Origin of the sequence: Vibrio maritimus (genome assembly GCF_021441885.1) — a bacterium.
In the GTDB taxonomy this organism is placed as follows: domain Bacteria; phylum Pseudomonadota; class Gammaproteobacteria; order Enterobacterales; family Vibrionaceae; genus Vibrio; species Vibrio maritimus_B.
In genome coordinates, this window is sequence record NZ_CP090438.1 from 2,949,917 (window position 1) to 2,967,652 (window position 17,736).

Genomic DNA, 17,736 nt, shown 5'->3' on the forward strand with positions numbered 1-17,736 from the left:
CACCTGTAAATAATGAAGAAGCATTAACTATCTATATCATACCGACTACTTTTAATAGCCCCCTAAAAAGCCATAACCTTCTTATTCTATCTCTAATGAAACTCAGGTTCACTTGGATCTTGGAATTGTTCCGGAAACCGTTCTATTAACTCATCACTAAGAATTACCGACCCAGAACGACTACCACCAAAAGAATTCAGCCATAACTGTTCATCACACCAAGATTCAAATACAACATTCTTTCCTTTAGAGACTCGTAAACTACAATTACCTGCGACGTTGCTTATATTATATCGATAGTCTCCTATATAAAAGAATATCTTTCTCCCCTGAGCATTTGGGCCTAACCTAACGTGGTAGGTTAAAAATCTATCTTTTGGTGTTCCCAAGTCATTTGGGTACTCTAACTCTATATTACCTGGTAAACCATATCTATATTTTACATAACCTGTGCTCGGGCTTTTATGCTTGTATCCACATAACGAGGCAAACTTGCCATTCTGTAACTTTGCATTAAAGTAAATATCTTCCTCATCGCTACATAAAGTTATAGTAATATCACTATATTTTACGTTTATTTGCGGGTGAATTGCATTAGCAGAACTGACTCCAAACAAACCCATCACAAACGATACAAGAACAAAATACCTACTCATAAATCAAAAACCACGTAATTCATTATAATTTAGCTTTCCAATCGGAAACATACACATCACTAAGCATTTCTCTGCAATCGCTTTCAAACACGACTTTACCATCATATTTTACTCTAAGTTCATAGTAGCCGTTATTAAAATTATTAATATTGCCTGAAGAGATATTAAAATTAAGCGAATAGTTATAATCTTGCCTTTCGAAGGCATACTCTTTAATTAAGTCGCTATCCATATATTCATTAGCTAATATTTCACTCTCTTTATCAGATGGATATGTTATTTCGATATCATATGGCATGCCATATTTATATGTTAATGCATTACCTTCCTTACACAAGGAAACCACTTTCTTATTATCAAGCCTGCAAGAAAGAGCAACCACTTCATTATCACTACATATATTAATTTTATATCCATTTGGGTAAGCAGAATTTATATAATCAACAACATCAAAGGTGGATTCATAACGATATTTAGAAACAGAACCATCCGACTGATACCCACTGAAGCCTTGTAAGTTTCTATCCTTGCTAATAACCTTATTTAAAGTTAGCCTCTCGTTCTTCAACTGGTATACATAGCCAACGTAGTCGCTACCTTTAATATCATAATGACTTATATCCCAGCGCACTTGAACTAAAACATAGAGATCACTGCCCAACTGAAACTTGGACATTCCATTTATAAAGGGATCACTACCTTCAAATGGGTACTGATCGACCTTAAATGTCTGTCTTCCTATTTCAGAGTACAAAGCTATAGGGTGATTGACATCGTCCTGAGTTACAGCATAAACCCTTAATTCACTATTTAAGCTAAGTTCAATTCCATTCGCTACACCTAGTGAAGGGAGAACTAGAAAAAATAGGGGATAGCATCTAGCCAACATTATCAACCATCTTCTTTCGGTACCTATGCCTAAGCCCAATCATGGCATATTAATAACTGACTCTAATAAATAATTATTCATCTCGTTATACTCATTAACTTTACAAGATAGGAGCGTTGCTAACTCTGCATCTGTTCCCTTCGATTCATTGCTCTCAAAAGCACACTTCTTTTCTACAAAAACAACCCACGCAGATACCATTTCACTGAATTCAATCTTCCCTTCAATAGATGATGAACGTATCTCTTGTAGCCTTTCTTCAAAGGTATGTTTAGCCTCATCAAACCTTTCAATGTATTTGCTATTTATCTGCACTAGTTGATTTTGCTCAATATTATTTTCAACGCCATATACCAATGCATTGAATGACAAAAAAATCAGTAGTATCAATTTCCTTGTGAAAATAATTCATCTCCCTTTACTATACAAAATTTAATAAACTTAGACATTATAGGCTCCTATGAAGTGAAAACTATAAAAATATACTACTAACGAAACACCGTTCATTAGATTATTTAATCTATACTCAATGGCATTACAATCAGCAGTGCCCACGCTCTTAACCTACCATGCGTAAGGTTCGATTTTCACGTTACACTTGATTTCTCACCAAGGAGAGTTTATTGACATCTACTACGTTAAATTTCATATATTTCATTAGGGAGCAATACTTTAGTTTCCATACTCAAACTCTGCGGTTGATATTATATCTTCAATCAATCTATTCTCACTCTCCATAGAACTTAGTATACACTCCTTTTCTAGTAGTAGTGCTCCCTGCCCACCCGGATATATTTTATTGTAAGTATCACACTTATTTGATATAAGCTCTCGTTGTAGTGTGTAATAACCTTCCAGGTCCTTAACTATATCAACGACTTGATCTACATACTTTTCTTTTGTGAGTAAACTCTTAATTCTTGATTCCACTTTTCTGGTTTCAATGTCTATACAGGACAAAATTGAATATGTCTCACCCTGAGCATTTTTCAGACAGGACTTATAATCTACACTATCATTGGCATTCAAGTTTAATGAAGATAGCATGCAAGCCATGAAAACTATTAATCTTTCCATTGTTATTCCTTAATAACCGCATTAGATTCTAGTAAAGATAAAAGCATTTTCTTTTCAGATCTAGCCCTCGCTCTAAGTCCCTCCCATAAAGAAGGAGAACTTCTAAATAATCGTTCTACATTATCATATTTATAGTCTTGAACTAATACTATTATCTCTCTATGAGAAAGCCCCTTTTTGTTCTTTACTGCATTTAATATCAACCTTGTCTCTGGACCATGCTGTACACTTGTTGACCAAACAAGATCGTTTATTGCTGCTGACTTAGTAGGCTTAATGATATTTTTGGAAACTAAAGTCTCAAACTGTTTATCGAAGTGCGTTTTTTTTGTATATGCATGCTGTTCGAGCCTAAACTCCGCTTCATTATTACTGGCAACTTTTTTCCAGATTTTGTCAAATTGATCGCTTGCTACATCAACTCCACTGAAGTCGTCATAAAATTTGGATTGTTTTATAAATTTGTGAACGACTTTCTTATTAGAGGAAAATTGATATATTCCGTAAGACTTTCCTCCATGGTCTCCTATTCCAGTTGATATAACTCCACCCCCTCGCCCCCCAGACTCAAACCTCTCTGAAGTTTTACCTAGTTCTACTCTGATAAATCTTGGTAAGAACGACAATGGATAATAGTGCCAGAGTACCTTGTTTTCTAAAAAAGTTTCTAGCCAAGAAAATTGCTTTCCCCTACACCTTTCATGCTCCGAAAAAACATCATACTCAGCGAGAACCTTCTCTCTCCATGGCGAATTCTCAAAATCTTCTAAACTTACAAAAGCTCTCGAGAGAAGTTGTTCGTATATTTCTCTGGCAACTGCGTGTACTCGTTCATAGATTGAGTCAGATTTTTCTACATGCCAATCAGATGGGTGTTTTACGATGACACGCTCGAAGTGTTTTCGTTTATTGTTCAAATAGTTTTTCAGCTCTTTGGGTGTGGCTGAAGAGAAATCTACTTCTTCACTATCTGCTGCTTCATCACTACTTTTTCTGCTTTTTGATACTTCTTTGGCTAGCGATACGAAGAATGTATTTTCACTACTCAGCGCCCCATCACTCTCACTCCCATCAATCACTATCAATGGTGTTTCTTCAGCATTAGGTGGGGATATTAACTTCTTAAAGTACTCCGGCGGCTCATCGATAGAGAACAGCTCGATGTGAACTCTGTTATCTTCTTTTTTGGTCGCGTTGATGTCGTTGCTGTATTCATGAAGACCCATATAGCCAATTTCATCCCCCGCATTGATAGATATACCGAGATCTGGGGTTCCTTCGACATTCAAAGTGAGTGGCACCACACTGCCATTACGTAACTTCGCAGCGTCTTCTTTCATCCAAGGGAGCTCTGATACTGGTACAGGCTGCATCACACTGGTGTTTTCTAGAATGTCGAACTCACTGTCTTTCCCTGCAGCAAACCAAACCATTTTCCCTTCCATGCCTTTTTCTCGAGTGGAATTTTGATCGCCCGCTTCAACCACTCGGCATTTAATCATGTGATAATCGATGCCATTGATGTTGTACTTATGAGTTTCCTTTTCCTCAGCATAGAGATATTCAAGAATCGTCCCTTTCGACATTCCAACTTTATCTAGTTTGCTTTCTTGTTTAGGTTCACTGTCTAACTTGAAGGTACGTACATTCCTTTTGCCTTGCTCCATTACCATTTTATAGCGAGTACTTGGGGAGCTATTGGCACCGATATCTGCCGGTGGCGCAAGGTGCATGTAAAGAGAGTAGAACTTAAAAACATCGTTACTATCGTCGGGGTTTTGGCATTCATGTTCAATCAACACAAAGTTATTGCTGAACTTGAGCTCCTGACCTTTGTATAAGGTTTTTTGGTAATCCTCATGGATTCGATAGGCGATGATCTTGCCATCTAACATGGATTGAATCGGTCTTAGTCCTTTACCCCAGGGCACCATTTTTGATGTGAGGTGCACGCCACTGTGCCAACCATAACCTTGTCCTAGAAGATAACGACCACTCTTAGCTTGGTCGAACATTTTGGTGAAATCGCTCAACGTATGATAAGGCTCACCATTTCTTTGTGTGATTGGGAAAACTGCTTCCATAGTGAGAGACCTTAATCAGAGAAGACATCATCGAAGGTGATGAAAGGAGGACGATTTAAGTTGTGAGTTCGTGTGTAGACCACAGCGTTAAACTCACTATTCGTGGTTGAAAAGCCTGAAGAACCATTGCTATTCACAATCGTCCCTATTGCCATTCCTGATATCGTCAGCAGTTTATCGTTGGTACTTTCTAGTATTTGACTAAACACATCAGGTAACACTCGTGAGAGTGTCAGCAAGGCACTCTGATAGCCTTTAACACCTTGTTGTACAGCGGTGTATGACTGGGCTTCTGCTTGTGAGTAGATATAAGCTAATCGCTCGTCCAACGCAGCAACCAGTTCATCAATAAAGCCACATACTTGTTGATTGATGAAGGTCCACATCATCATCTGCATGTACCTAACTGTGTTGCCCGTACCAAGTAGGCGAAGCTTGGCAAGCATATCGGCCGGAGGTTCGAACAAATCAGCTTGGAAGAGAATCCTCAGAATGTCGCCATTTTCATTCACTTGTTCAAACAGCAGTTCTAATAATGGCCGGTACTTTTCTAAAGATTCTGTGTCGTGTTGAGCATGATAAAGGGCTGACACAAACGCCGCAGCAAAACTATGCGAATGGTTTCGGTCTACAGCATAAGGAGACAGGATTCGACTTTGCTCAAACACCATAGATTGGAAATCATCATCGGTGTAAGACGGAGAAAGTAAGATTCCCCAATCATTTGCCACGCCAACTCTACTATCCCAAAATGGTGCTCTTGAGCTCGCAACAAACGTGCAAAAGTCGTGACTGTCTTGATAGGTTTCTGTGGGTGTATTCTCGGCTAGTGAACCGTTGGGCTCATAGCTATCCTGTGTCTCTTTTAAAATAAGTTTGCATTCCATCCTTGGTAATCCGCTGACAGTACTCATGCCTTGTTGGTCGAGTGTCCCTACAGCCACTATCGCACCACTCGGTTCCACCAGCTGAAAATCGGCATTCGCGTAGGGTTTCCCATTCGGGTATTTGCAGGTTAGATCGACGGTGTAGGTGCCTTCTTGGTCTTCGGTAACGGACACTGCCGGGTTCTGCACTCCGCCCAAACACATCGTATTCGCTTTGTTCATCGTCATTTGATCACTCAAACGACAGACGCCCTTACCTTCGATGATCACGGTTGGAGACGAAGAAATAAATTCGGCTTCGGCTTCAATTGTCCCTGACGATACGCCCTTCTTGTCACCACCAGCATCACCAGTACTCGCACTAAATTTACTGCCTTCAATGGCAATGCTGTTGCCACCATCCATACTCACGGTCGTTGTACCATCCGCCAAATCTGCCGATTTTGCGTTGTTACCATAAGGGATAGGAACCACAGAGTTTCCCATCGTGGTTAGGCACACATCTGGCAGTGTTGCGTTTGCTTCGCCACCCGATCCTTTGTGAACTACGCTGAGTCCATTCGCACAAACTGTTACACCCATAGTCAATCCAACTCATATTTACTGAGTGAATAATAAAGTAATTTCCCTATTACTATCTCACTAAACCATTAGTTTAATTGACTAAATTACCTTTCATAACAACTTGATGCTTATAATTTTGCCACAGGTCTCATTTTATAAAGTAGAAACGAGCTTCAGGTGTTTTTCTAGATACCGCAAACATAAAAAAACGCAGCGAGAATGCTGCGTTGTTCATTATTTATTGAGTACAAACTTAACCACGATGAATAGCATCATTCGCTTGTTTCAGAAGATTTTGACTCTCAGACATAAACTGCTGTGAGTAATCACCAAACCAATCGCTCACCTCATTAAACTCAGTGACAAACTTCGCTTTATCTTTGCTATCGAGTAGCGCTAACGCTTCACCAAACTGCTTGTGGAAACACTTGATCATCTCAATGTTTTCTTCTGATGACATAATGATGTCACCGTAGAGCGTTGGGTCTTGAGCAAACAGTCTGCCAACCATCGCTAGCTCGAGACGGTAGATCGGTGAGCTCAATTTCACTAGCGTATCAAGGTCTGGGTTTTGCTGACTCAGATGGCGACCGTAAGCGAACGATGTGAAGTGGCGTAGCGCCTGGATCAATGTCATGCCTTTGTCGTGTTGCTCAGCTGAGATCTGGCACAGACTCGCGCCCCAAATCTTAAACTGTTCGAGTAGCCATTGGTATTCGGTTTCTTGTCTGCCATCGCAGTACACAATGACCTGCTTAGCAAGACTTGGTACGTCAGGACCAAACATTGGGTGCAGACCAACAACCGGACCTTGGTGCACGTTCATCATGGCGTTAAGTGGCTTGGACTTGATGGACGTTAGGTCACACAGAATGCAGTCTTCCGGTAGGTTTCCAAGCTTCTCAATCACCCCTTCTGTCAAGTGAATTGGCACCGTTACCACCACAAGACCAGCGTTGTCTAGGATCTCATCAGCGCGATCCCAATCTTGGCTACCGAGCACTTTGACTTGATAGCCAGACAAGGTAAACATGCGACCAAACAAGCCACCCAATTGCCCTTTACCACCAACAATAACGACTGAGCGCAGTTCTGGGTTAAGGCACTTAAAGCCAGAGTCTTTCTCACTAGCATAAGACTCACGCATGGTGCGGCGCAGGATGTCCTCGATTAACTGAGGTGGCACACCCTTTTTTGCTGCTTCTTCACGGCGAGAGGCCAGCATGGCTGCTTCTCTGTCAGGGGCATAAATAGGTAAGCCGTGTCGGCTCTTTACTTCACCAACTTGCTCCACAAGAGATAGACGCTTTGCCAAAAGCTCAAGCATCTGCTTATCAACGTCATCGATTTGGTCACGCAATGCGTTCAGTTCAGCAGCCATGGATGTCATTATTCCTTAATACGATTTTCCAAGAATGGGACGAGCTCAGTATGAGCATGACGTAATAGTGCCTCAGTTGAATCCCAATTGATACACGCATCGGTGATAGACACGCCGTATTGCATTTCATTAAGCGGAATATCTGAGCTTTGGTTGCCTTCGTTAAGGTGACTTTCAATCATCAAGCCGATAATCGACTTGTTGCCTTCGCGGATCTGATGAATCACATCCTCAGCAACTAGAGGCTGACGACGGTAGTCTTTACGAGAGTTAGCGTGGCTACAATCGACCATCAATGATGCATCTAGGTTCGATTTGGCAAGCTCTTGCTCACACTCAGTCACAGACACTGAATCGTAGTTGGTTTGTTTGCCGCCACGAAGAATCACGTGACCGTCAGCGTTACCTTGCGTCGTCAATAGTGCTACCTGACCCTCACGGTTAATACCCATGAAGCGATGGCTTGAAGACGCCGCTTGCATCGCATTGATTGCTGTCGCTAGGCTGCCGTCGGTGCCATTCTTAAAGCCGATAGGCATCGATAGACCACTCGCCATTTCACGGTGAGTTTGAGATTCTGTGGTACGTGCACCGATCGCTGCCCATGAGAAAGTATCCGCAAGGTACTGCGGGCTGATTGGGTCTAGCGCTTCAGTTGCCAGTGGGATTTCCATCTCTGCTAGCTCTACCAGCAGTTGACGACCTACGTGCAGACCGTGCTCAATGTCGAACGTTCCATCGAGTTGTGGGTCATTGATAAGACCTTTCCAGCCCACTGTGGTACGCGGCTTTTCAAAGTACACTCGCATAACAATGTATAGCTGATCACTCAGTTGCTCCGAGAGTGCTTTAAGGCGTTTAGCGTATTCCTTTGCTGCATCAACGTCATGGATAGAACAAGGACCACATACAACCAACAGGCGATGGTCTTTTTTATGGATGATGTTAGCGATGGTCTCACGAGAGTCTTGAATAAACTTACGCGCTTTTTCGCTCAGTGGTAGCTTTTGTTTTAGTTGCTCTGGAGTAATCAGCACCTGTTCGTCGCTGATATTAATATTACTGAGTTCGCTCTTTTTCATCTCATCACCTGTAAATTTATTTTTACACCGAACTTTTATCAATTCCATGTCCGGCTAAGCTTTAACTGGTAATATACATAGATAAAAATCACATGCAAGCGTAAACTTAAAAAAACACTTAATGTAAAAATAAGTTTACACTAAATTACTTACTTATCATCGCCCCCCAATAAACAGACTTCGACACCGCCCTCTCCTCTTTGTTACGACATGAGTTACAATAGTAAGCATCAAGGTTGAGGTGGTACCCATGGACTTAATTATCTCTTTGCTGCAACAGATGTGTGTGTATCTGATGCTGGCTTATATGCTCAGCAAGACACCTCTGTTCCTCCCGCTATTTAGCGTTACAAACCGCTTGAGCCACAAGTTCAGTATTTATGTGCTGTTCTCCTCATTCTGCATTCTCGGCACATACTTTGGTCTTCAGATCGATGATGCGATAGCGAATACACGTGCGATTGGTGCCGTGATGGGCGGTTTGTTTGGTGGACCCGTTGTCGGCTTTGCAGTCGGATTTACCGGTGGCATGCACCGTTATACATTAGGCGGTTTTACCGATGTCGCCTGTGCGATCTCCACCACAGCAGAAGGGGTGATTGGCGGTATTATGCACCTCTACTTCCTCCAAAAAGGCAGAAAAGAACAGCTGTTTAATCCTATGGTGGTGTTCTACGTGACCTTTGTAGCGGAAGTTGTCCAGATGTTGATCATCTTGATTGTAGCCAAACCTTTTGATCAAGCCTACACGCTGGTTTCTAACATCGCGGCACCTATGATCATTGCCAACTCAGTTGGTGCAGCGCTGTTTATGAGCATACTTCAAGACCGCAAAACCATCTTTGAAGAATACTCAGCAACCTTTTCTCGTCGAGCGTTAAACATCGCAGAACGCTCGGTGGGTATTTTGGTCCATGGGTTTAACTCCAACAATGCGAGTAAGATTGCCCGTATCATTTACGAAGAGACCAATGTCGGTGCTGTTGCCATCACTGACCGCGAGAAAATCTTGGCCTTCGTTGGTATAGGTGCGGATCATCATAAGCTTAACCGCCCTATTTCATCGCAAAGCACGCTAGACTCGATGAACAATAACGACATCATCTACCTCGATGGCAAAGAAAACCCGTATCAATGCTCGATCTCGAAAGATTGCAAACTCGGCTCAGCGCTTATCATCCCGCTGCGTACAGGAGATGAGGTCATTGGCACCATTAAGCTGTACGAACCGAAGCGGAAGCTGTTTTCAACCATCAACATGTCTATGGCAGAAGGCATAGCTCAGCTACTCTCTAGCCAGATCCTGCATGGCGATTACATCCATAAGCAGACCTTGCTAAACCAAGCTGAGATTAAGCTGCTGCACGCGCAAGTGAATCCGCACTTTTTGTTTAACGCGCTCAATACCATTAGCGCGATTACCAGACGTGACCCTGACAAGGCACGCAGTTTGATTCAGCATTTGTCGCAGTTCTTCCGTAGTAACCTCAAGCAGAATATTGAGACAGTGACGCTTAAAGAAGAGCTGGCTCACGTCAATGCTTACCTCACAATAGAGAAAGCGAGATTTACCGACCGATTGGAGGTAGATATCGATATTTCACCCGATTTACTCGAGCAAGCTGTACCGAGCTTTACCTTGCAACCTCTGGTCGAAAACGCCATCAAACATGGCATATCCAATCTTATTGAAGGGGGCACTATTCGAATCTTTAGTGAACCCTGTGAACAAGGCTATCGACTCACGGTTGAGGATAACGCGGGCACCTACTTACCTCCTGAACCAGGTCATCAAGGATTAGGGATGCAGATAGTGGATAAACGCCTTCGCAATCAATTTGGGCGTGACTCAGCGCTAAAAATTGAAGTTGAAACACAGCGTCACACGCGAATGAGCTTTATTATTCCAGCGCCCGCAAATTCAGACGATAAAAGGACGGCTATCGCCTCATGACACGACTAACCGCATTAGTGATTGATGATGAACTGTTTGCTCGTGAGGAGCTTATCGAGCTATTGGCTGAGTTTGAACAGATTGAGGTGATTGACCAAGCCAGCAACGCCATTGAAGGTTTAAAGAAAATCAACCTGCATAAACCCGACGTGGTTTTTCTCGATATCCAGATGCCACAAATCACAGGTATTGAGCTTTTGGGCATGCTTGACCCTGACACCATGCCAAATGTAGTCTTCGTGACGGCCTATGACCAATATGCTATTCAAGCGTTTGAAGACAATGCGTTTGATTACCTGCTTAAGCCTGTTGACCCTTGCCGCTTAGGTAAAACCATTAAGCGCCTCAATAAGCGCGACACCACTCAAACCGAGAACTTTGATACCCTAGCACCAGCCACACTAGACCAAATTCCTTGCGTTGGTCACAACCGCATCGTCATCATAGCCACTAAAGATGTGGAGTTTGCCTACAGTGACCTTTCTGGTGTACATGTACAAACCGCGACTCAAAAAGCGACGTCGCAGTTGACGCTCAAAGTGATTGAAGACAAGACGTCACTTATTCGCTGTCATCGTCAGTTTTTGGTGAATGTAAAAGCCATTAAAGAGATCAAACTGCTAGAGAATGGGTTGGCGGAAATCATTACCCAAAGTGACCATCCAATACCTGTGAGTCGCCGGTATTTGAAGTCGTTGAAAGAGACGTTGGGGTTTCACTGATATCCTGATTACATACAAAAACAGCGAGCTAAGCTCGCTGTTTTTGTACCTATCTCTAACCTTCCAGCGCCGACAGCACCTTACTATTCGCCGCTTTCCACTGAGCACTTTTCTTAAGCTCTTCTAGGTCAAAGTTTTTCTTTCTAAGCATGCGGCTCGCCTGCTTCACTTTGGTAATTGGCAGGTTATCCAGCACCTCAATCGTCGAGTTTCGGTTATTACACATCAAGAGCGTATCGCAGCCCGCATCGAGTGCCTGTTGGGCACGAGCTGCTGGGCCACCCATAATCGCAGCACCTTCCATTGATAGATCATCAGAGAACACTATGCCATTAAAGCCAAGTTGTTTGCGCAGCACGTCTTTTAGCCAATAGCTTGAGCCACTCGCTGGCTTGTCATCATAGTGAGGGAAAACCACGTGTGCCGGCATCATGGCATCGAGTACTCCAGCTTTGATATGAGCTTGGAAGATGCGCATATCGTCTTCAAAAATAGAGTCTCGATTATCTACTGGCGTCTCAAGGTGCGAGTCCGCGGTTACACCGCCGTGCCCCGGAAAGTGCTTACCGGTTGTCGCCATGCCCGCCGATTTCATGCCTGCCATAAAGGCGGTGGTGTACTGCACAATAGTCTGGAAGTTGTCACCAAAAGCGCGATTACCAATCGCTTTGCTTTGCTCACCTTGGTCAAGCACCGGCGCGAAGCTCAAATCGATATCATGGGCAATCAGCTCGGCAGCCATCAACCAACCTGCTTGATGAGCCAACGCCTCGTCTTTAAGCTTGGCGTAACGAGCGGCAGGAGGAAGCAAAGTAAAACCATCACGAAAGCGCTGTACGCGCCCGCCCTCTTGATCAACACCAATCACTATGGGTTTCTTTGCCGCTTGACGGATTTGTCGATTGAGTTCAATCAGTTGCTCGGAGTCGTGGTAGTTTCTAGCAAATAGAATTAAACCACCTACGGTTGGGTGCTCCAAAATTTCGCGATCTTCAGCAGTCAGCTCGTAGCCTGCCACATCAATCCATAGCGGTCCCATAATTGCTCCTCTGCAAAATTATTATCAAATGGGCATCCCCAGAGGTTATTCCTATTGTTTTTGATTTACAATAAAGCTGAGTAAAAACGGAGTAAGTTTATGATGTCAAAGGAAGCGCTGTATATTGGTATCATGTCGGGCACGAGTCTGGACGGTGTCGACACTGCGATTGTTGCCGTTAAGGATAAACAAATTCGCTTGCTAGATAGTGATTTTCTAAGTTATCCCGACCCACTCAAACGTGATGTTTTGGCTATATGCCAAGGGCAAGCCACCAGCCTAAAATCGATAGGTGAGCTCGACCATAAGCTGGGAAAACTCTACGCTAATGCCGTTGAGTCTTTGCTGGCAAAGTCGAGCTATAACGCTTCTGACATCACAGCGATTGGCAACCATGGTCAAACCGTCTTTCATCAGCCTGACGGCGACATCCCGTTTACGACTCAACTAGGCGACAATAACCTTCTTGCTGCGCTCACAGGCATTGATACCATCGGTGACTTCAGACGCAAAGACATGGCTCTAGGCGGTCAAGGTGCACCCTTAGTACCTGCATTTCATCGTTACCTGTTCGGCGACAGCGAATCGACGCAAGTTATTCTCAATATCGGCGGCATTGCCAACGTGTCTGTGCTTCAGCCTAATGGCGAGGTGATCGGGTTTGATACCGGTCCCGGCAATGTGCTTTTGGATCACTGGTGTACTCAAGCTTTTGGGCAAGCTTTTGATAAGGATGCTCAACTCGCTAATCAGGGTATGGTTCACCATGAACTATTAGCCCAGATGCTTACGGACCCTTACCTAACGCGAAGCGCACCCAAGAGCACTGGGCGCGAGTACTATCATGGGCAATGGCTCGATACTCAGCGCGCTGCCATCAATACGGACATGAGCGATCATGACCTACTGCGCACCCTAACTGAATTTACTGCCATGACTGTCGCGGATGCCATCAAGCCCTACGGCATTGGTGTCAGTCCCAAACTGCTGGTCTGCGGTGGGGGCGCTAACAACCCGATTATCATGAACCGCCTTAGCGAACTGCTGAAAAACTGGCACGTAGACTCCACCGATAGCGAAGCAATCAGCGGTGACTATATGGAATCGATGGCATTTGCTTGGCTGGCACACTGTTTCGTTAATAAAATTCCAAGTAACCTGCCTTCGGTCACTGGCGCAAGCAAAGCCGTACCGCTGGGCGTGTTCTACCCCGCTAACTAGGACCCATTATGACAAACGACGCTTTACTTAATGCGCTCTCCCAGCTTGTGTCTGAAGGACGCAACCCAGAAACCATGGACATCGATTTGCTATCGTCTGAGCAGATATTGGTACGCATGAATCAGCAAGACAGCCTCGTTCCTTTGGCGGTTGAAAAGGTCATCCCAGACATTGCCAAGGCGGTTGATGCCATTACTGATGCTTTCAAACAGGGTGGGCGCCTTCTCTATGTCGGAGCAGGTACCAGTGGTCGACTTGGCGTACTGGATGCTTCTGAGTGTCCACCTACCTTTGGCACTGATCCTGACATGGTGGTGGGAATTATTGCCGGTGGCAAAGATGCGATGTTTAAGGCGAAAGAAGGGGCGGAAGACGATCCTGTACTCGGCGCTCAAGATCTCAAAGATATCGCCCTCTCGGATAAAGATGTCGTTGTAGGTATCGCTGCAAGTGGTCGAACGCCTTATGTTATCGGAGCCTTGGAATACACCAACGAGGTGGGCGCGACGTCCGTCGCACTATCTTGTAATCCAGCCTCTGACATAGCCAACATTGCAAACATTGCGATTAGCCCAGTCGTGGGCCCTGAAGCACTCACAGGTTCCACTCGCCTAAAGTCAGGGACAGCACAAAAACTGGTACTGAACATGCTCACGACTGCGAGCATGATTCGATTAGGAAAAAGCTACCAAAACTTAATGGTGGACGTAAAAGCCACCAACGCAAAGTTAGTAGCCCGAGCGACACGAATCGTCATGCAAGCCACAGAATGCCATAAAGAGGCGGCCTCTAAAGCACTCAAAGAAACGAACTATGACGTGAAGTTAGCCATTTTGATGATTCTTACCGGCTTAGAGAAAGCAGCTGCCGAAAAGCAGCTTATGCAGCAAGAAGGCTTTCTGCGTCGAGCTGTGGATGGCGATAACAGCAGCCAATAACTCGCGCTTTAGTCCGATTGACCGATTAGTAAACGCAAAAGGGTTAGCATGTCGCTAACCCTTTTATTGTTCATTGCTCTAATGAAGCTGCGATATTAAAAACCGCTTTGCTGAGAATAGTCAGTCCAGCCGCGCTGCCACTCCATTCGAAAACGTTGAGCTTCCGGTAAACCTTCACACGCACCGGTATAATATTGCCCAGACAAACCAATCTGATACGCAAAATCTGCATCGCAGAACTCAATAAGGCCGCGCTGATAACCCGCGTCATACTCTGAATGCACAGCTTCACCAAGCTTATTTAAATCGGAATAGCTTCGCGATAGCTGACCTCTAACGCCATCTTGATAACCGATCTGATCCCAGCTTCCCTCTTTAGCAAGATCGTCCACACCCTTAGCACAACCAAATGCTAGTAAGCTGGTCGCAACGATGATTAGCGCTCTCATGATTTCCCTTTATGGTCGAAAAATGTCTTGCGACAACAATGCCAGTTCTGAAGCCGTTTTACCACTCTTGCTCAGTGAAAGTGACCCGCTTCACGCTTTTATTCTGCCACTCACCGCCTAAATCCGACCGCTTAGCCAACGACAAAACCACTTAACCTAGCTATTGACCACTTAATCATCTATTCCGCCACTAACCGAATAAGGCGATGTCGTGCTAATTCATCATTTTTATAATGGTTACCAGAAATTAATGTCATCACAAACTAGGGATAACAGTTATGTTGTGGTTTTTAACTTGTGTTGCAGCCTTGATCGGCGGCTACTTTATCTACGGGGCTTTCATTGAGAAGGTCTTTGGTATTAACGAAAAACGTCAAACACCAGCTCATACCAAAGCAGATGGCGTTGACTACGTTCCAATGTCGACCAAGAAAGTTTACTTGGTTCAGCTACTCAACATTGCGGGTGTAGGTCCTATCTTCGGTCCTATTATGGGTGCACTGTACGGTCCTGCAGCGATGCTTTGGATTGTTGTTGGTTGTATCTTCGCAGGTGCAGTTCACGATTACTTCTCTGGTATGTTATCAGTGCGTAATGGTGGTGCATCAGTACCAACGATCACCGGTCGTTACTTAGGCAATGGCGCCAAACACTTTATGAACATTTTTGCCATCGTCCTATTGCTACTGGTTGGTGTGGTATTCGTTTCAGCACCAGCTGGCATGATTACAAACCTTGTTAACGACCAAATGGACATGTCGATGAGCATGACCACTATGGTAGTTATCATCTTCGCTTACTACATCATCGCAACGATTGTTCCAGTTGATAAGATCATTGGTCGCTTCTACCCACTGTTCGGCGCGCTACTTATCTTTATGTCTGTTGGTCTAATCACCGCAGTTGCACTGTCAAGCGAGCACCAAATCATGGGTGGTTTTGAAATCAGCGACATGTTCACCAACATGAACCCGAATGACCTACCGCTATGGCCTGCACTATTTATCACCATCGCTTGTGGCGCTATCTCAGGCTTCCACGCAACTCAGTCTCCTCTGATGGCTCGTTGTATGGAAAATGAAAAGAATGGTCGCTTCGTATTCTACGGTGCGATGATTGGTGAAGGTGTTATCGCACTTATCTGGTGTGCACTAGCGCTCTCTTTCTTCGGCTCTATCGACTCTCTAGCAGAAGCAGTGAAGAACGGCGGTCCTGGTAACGTAGTTTACAGCGCTTCATTTGGTCTACTGGGTGTCTTTGGTGGTGTGCTTGCGTTCCTAGGTGTGGTTATCCTACCGATTACTTCTGGTGACACAGCGTTCCGTTCAAGCCGTCTTATCCTTGCTGAATACTTCAACATGGAGCAGAAGACACTACGCAACCGTCTAATGATGGCTATCCCACTGTTCGTTATCGGTGGCATCCTGACTCAGGTTGACTTCGGTGTTATCTGGCGTTACTTCGGCTTCGCTAACCAAACCACGGCAGTAATGATGCTTTGGACTGCGTCGGCTTACCTACTACGTCACAACAAGCTTCACTGGGTAACAACGGTACCTGCAGTGTTCATGACAACGGTAGTGATTACCTTCATCCTGAACAACGCTACGCTAGGCTTCGGTCTACCGATGCAGCTATCAACAATCCTTGGTATCGTATCTTCACTTTCTATCGCGGGTTACGTGATTAAGAAATCAAAAGGCAAAGGTGAGACTGACCTAGCCGATGAAGAGAAACCAACAGGTAAAACAGAGACAGCGTAAGTTATCCCTATTGCGCTAACGCTCTAACGAAAAGCCCCTTAACATCACGTTAAGGGGCTTTTTATTATCAGCGCCAGTTTGCCGCTCAGCTTAAATGGTCTTGTTGAACAGCCGCTTCAGAATCGCAGCCTGTTGAGGCGCCCCCACTTCGATGCCCAGTTCTCGCGCTATCACAGCAAAGTATTCATGCTCTTCGAGCTCAATTACCGACACCTCCTTTTCACCAACTCTGCATCTCAATACCCGATCGAGCAAAGTCACGCTGCCTTTTTGAGTCGCTAGAGCTGCGGTAAGAGATTGAGTAAAAACGGTATTCGCACTTGTGGATGTGTAGTGGTTGGCATACTCGATATCTCCCCGCCCAGTAAATGCCATATCGAGGCTATAAAGATCCATCCACCCATCTTCATTACGTCTTTGCAGCAGGTAGCCATAGTCTTCAACTTCTACGAATCGAAACAGCTGAAAATCGGCGTGCTGCTCTACATCAACAACAAGTTTTATTGGCGCTCTGGGGGTGTGGGAGCCAAAACCGACATCCACTATCCAGCGTTCTTCATCTATGGTGACCAGCGTCACTTGATGACTTCGGCCTGAAGGCGTATCACCAAGGTGTACTCGAGCAAGCTTAGGATCAGCTTGAAAGCCCAGATAAGTAAGAATATCGAGAAATAGCCCATTAACCTCAAAGCAATAGCCGCCTCGTGGATGGCTCACCAGTTTTTCAAAACGAGCTTCTTGCTTGAGGCTAATAGCACCGCCAGCAAACACATCGAAGTTTTCAAACGGAATAGCTTGATGCTGCGCCTTTTGCAGTAAAGCCAGACACACAGAATCTGCCACAAACTCGGTGGTCACCTTTCCATTATCAACACCAGGCAGCGCCAAGCTGATTTTATCTAAGTACTGTTTCAACTGAAGTGGTGACATGCTTGTTCCTGTAATTAGCTATCTAACTTTTTAAAATGTAAGCCAGCTTAATACCTTAGGTTAACTTGAGGTCAAGATAAAAAAATGCCCAAGCTGTCTA

At 44.5% G+C, this 17,736-nt stretch carries 16 protein-coding genes; 5 read left to right on the plus strand and 11 right to left on the minus strand.

Annotation, left to right across the window (positions count from 1 at the left end; genetic code table 11):
- Positions 1-92: 92 nt before the first annotated feature.
- From LY387_RS13480 to LY387_RS13515, 8 genes are all read right to left on the minus strand, one after another.
- On the minus strand, positions 93-656 hold the full coding sequence (locus LY387_RS13480; RefSeq protein ID WP_234494473.1) for a hypothetical protein: 564 nt from the start codon (positions 654-656) through the stop codon (positions 93-95).
- Between the two features lie 22 nt (positions 657-678).
- The gene (locus LY387_RS13485; protein ID WP_234494474.1) at positions 679-1,545 is read right to left on the minus strand and encodes a hypothetical protein; all 867 of its coding nucleotides are present in this window, start codon (positions 1,543-1,545) and stop codon (positions 679-681) included.
- 39 nt (positions 1,546-1,584) lie between these two features.
- Positions 1,585-1,917: a hypothetical protein gene (locus tag LY387_RS13490; RefSeq protein ID WP_234494475.1), complete on the minus strand. Its 333-nt coding sequence runs from the start codon at positions 1,915-1,917 to the stop codon at positions 1,585-1,587.
- A 300-nt stretch (positions 1,918-2,217) separates the two neighbouring features.
- On the minus strand, positions 2,218-2,622 hold the full coding sequence (locus tag LY387_RS13495; protein WP_042476073.1) for a hypothetical protein: 405 nt from the start codon (positions 2,620-2,622) through the stop codon (positions 2,218-2,220).
- A gap of 2 nt (positions 2,623-2,624) precedes the next feature.
- Positions 2,625-4,706 carry a vgrG protein gene (locus LY387_RS13500; RefSeq protein ID WP_234494476.1) on the minus strand — a complete coding sequence of 694 codons (2,082 nt, stop codon included), beginning with the start codon at positions 4,704-4,706 and terminating at the stop codon, positions 2,625-2,627.
- A gap of 11 nt (positions 4,707-4,717) precedes the next feature.
- The gene (locus tag LY387_RS13505) at positions 4,718-6,175 is read right to left on the minus strand and encodes a DUF4150 domain-containing protein (protein WP_234494477.1); all 1,458 of its coding nucleotides are present in this window, start codon (positions 6,173-6,175) and stop codon (positions 4,718-4,720) included.
- Between the two features lie 235 nt (positions 6,176-6,410).
- Positions 6,411-7,538, minus strand: a complete 1,128-nt coding sequence (gene tyrA, locus LY387_RS13510; protein WP_234494478.1) for a bifunctional chorismate mutase/prephenate dehydrogenase — start codon at positions 7,536-7,538, stop codon at positions 6,411-6,413.
- Between the two features lie 8 nt (positions 7,539-7,546).
- Positions 7,547-8,620 carry a 3-deoxy-7-phosphoheptulonate synthase gene (locus LY387_RS13515; RefSeq protein WP_234494479.1) on the minus strand — a complete coding sequence of 358 codons (1,074 nt, stop codon included), beginning with the start codon at positions 8,618-8,620 and terminating at the stop codon, positions 7,547-7,549.
- Positions 8,621-8,870: 250 nt separating this feature from the next.
- Here LY387_RS13515 and LY387_RS13520 point away from each other — a divergent pair, with 250 nt between their 5' ends.
- Both LY387_RS13520 and btsR read left to right on the plus strand, forming a co-directional pair.
- A complete protein-coding gene (locus tag LY387_RS13520; RefSeq protein WP_234494480.1) occupies positions 8,871-10,574 on the plus strand; it encodes a sensor histidine kinase in 1,704 nt (567 codons plus the stop codon).
- On the plus strand, positions 10,571-11,296 hold the full coding sequence (btsR, locus tag LY387_RS13525; protein ID WP_042476068.1) for a two-component system response regulator BtsR: 726 nt from the start codon (positions 10,571-10,573) through the stop codon (positions 11,294-11,296). Before LY387_RS13520 ends, btsR begins: the two co-directional genes overlap by 4 nt.
- 55 nt (positions 11,297-11,351) lie before the next feature.
- On the opposite strand, the gene nagZ is transcribed toward btsR, so the two are convergent.
- Positions 11,352-12,335 (minus strand): beta-N-acetylhexosaminidase, encoded by a 984-nt coding sequence (gene nagZ / locus LY387_RS13530; RefSeq protein ID WP_128647991.1) that lies wholly within the window; start codon positions 12,333-12,335, stop codon positions 11,352-11,354.
- Between the two features lie 102 nt (positions 12,336-12,437).
- On the opposite strand from nagZ, the gene LY387_RS13535 reads away from it, so the two are divergent.
- Together LY387_RS13535 and murQ are read left to right on the plus strand one after the other, a co-directional pair.
- Positions 12,438-13,556 (plus strand): anhydro-N-acetylmuramic acid kinase, encoded by a 1,119-nt coding sequence (locus tag LY387_RS13535; protein ID WP_234496119.1) that lies wholly within the window; start codon positions 12,438-12,440, stop codon positions 13,554-13,556.
- 8 nt (positions 13,557-13,564) lie between these two features.
- The gene (murQ, locus tag LY387_RS13540) at positions 13,565-14,494 is read left to right on the plus strand and encodes an N-acetylmuramic acid 6-phosphate etherase (RefSeq protein ID WP_234494481.1); all 930 of its coding nucleotides are present in this window, start codon (positions 13,565-13,567) and stop codon (positions 14,492-14,494) included.
- Positions 14,495-14,589: 95 nt separating this feature from the next.
- On the opposite strand, the gene LY387_RS13545 is transcribed toward murQ, so the two are convergent.
- A complete protein-coding gene (locus tag LY387_RS13545; protein WP_234496120.1) occupies positions 14,590-14,946 on the minus strand; it encodes a DUF2799 domain-containing protein in 357 nt (118 codons plus the stop codon).
- Between the two features lie 275 nt (positions 14,947-15,221).
- On the opposite strand from LY387_RS13545, the gene LY387_RS13550 reads away from it, so the two are divergent.
- A complete protein-coding gene (locus tag LY387_RS13550; protein WP_234494482.1) occupies positions 15,222-16,706 on the plus strand; it encodes a carbon starvation protein A in 1,485 nt (494 codons plus the stop codon).
- 90 nt (positions 16,707-16,796) lie between these two features.
- Here LY387_RS13550 and LY387_RS13555 read toward each other — a convergent pair whose 3' ends face one another.
- A complete protein-coding gene (locus LY387_RS13555) occupies positions 16,797-17,636 on the minus strand; it encodes an arylamine N-acetyltransferase family protein (protein WP_234494483.1) in 840 nt (279 codons plus the stop codon).
- Positions 17,637-17,736 lie beyond the last annotated feature (100 nt).